The sequence below is a fragment of the Acinetobacter sp. TY1 genome, from assembly GCF_048551395.1.
Taxonomy (GTDB): Bacteria; Pseudomonadota; Gammaproteobacteria; order Pseudomonadales; family Moraxellaceae; genus Acinetobacter.
Map to the genome: position 1 here is coordinate 1 of NZ_JBLYZK010000073.1, position 1,223 is coordinate 1,223.

Annotated in this window: 1 protein-coding gene; it reads left to right on the forward strand. The window is 45.0% G+C overall.

Annotated features, from left to right (window positions below):
- A partial coding sequence (locus tag ACK2M2_RS16400) for an Ig-like domain-containing protein (RefSeq protein WP_419349912.1) occupies positions 1 to 1,223 on the forward strand: 1,223 nt, incomplete at both ends.

Consider the following 1,223-nt stretch of genomic DNA (forward strand, 5'->3'; position numbering starts at 1 on the left):
TCTGACAGCGACTCTGATTCTGACAGCGACTCTGATTCTGACAGCGACTCTGATTCTGACAGCGACTCTGATTCTGATAGTGACTCTGATTCGGACAGTGACTCTGATTCGGACAGTGATTCTGATTCTGACAGCGACTCTGATTCGGACAGTGACTCTGATTCTGATAGCGACTCTGATTCAGACAGCGACTCTGATTCTGACAGTGACTCTGATTCGGATGTTGATCCATTGGATAAACCAGAAGGTGATGATGATGTTGGTATTCATAAAGGTGCAATTATTGATGGCGCAGTAACGGATGATAGTAAGCCTTTACTTTCAGGGACAGGTGCTGTTCCAGATGCAATCATTAAAATTTATGATGGTTTAAATCCTGTAGCCATTGGTTCTACAACTGCCAATTCAAGTGGTGGGTGGTCATTCACACCAACTAATCCTCTAATAGATGGTTTGCATAGTATTACTGCAACTCAAACGGTAAGCGGTGTTGAAAGTTCTAAGTCACCAGCACTTGAGTTTGAAGTAGATACTCTTATTGCAACACCAGACATTGATCCAATTAAACCAACAGATCCAGAAATTACAGGTACGGCTGAGCCAAATTCAAAAGTCACTGTGACATTCCTTGACGGTACAACCGTTCTTGTACAAGCTGATAGCACAGGTCATTGGTCAGTACCAAATCCTGGTAATTTAAAAGAAGGCGATGATGTAACAGCTATTTCTGAAGATAAGGCTGGTAATATTTCACTAATCGGTAAGGAGATGGTGAACGATGGTGTAGGTCCTGTTATCGACATCACCCCGATCAATCCAAAAGATCCGATCACGGGTACAACTGAGCCAGGTGCAGACGTTACAGTTAAATTCCCAGATGGCACGACAGTAACCACTGTTGCAGACTCAAAAGGTGATTGGACCGTACCGAACCCAGGCAACTTAACGAATGGTCAAGAAGTGACTGCAACGGCGAAAGACCCAGCAGGTAACGAAGGCACAGCGAAAGAACCAGTAGATGGTATTGCGCCGACAATCGACATCACCCCGATCAATCCAAAAGATCCGATCACGGGTACAACTGAGCCAGGTGCAGACGTTACAGTTAAATTCCCAGATGGCACGACAGTAACCACTGTTGCAGATTCAAAAGGTGATTGGACAGTACCGAACCCAGGCAACTTAACGAATGGTCAAGAAGTGACTGCAACGGCGAAAGACCC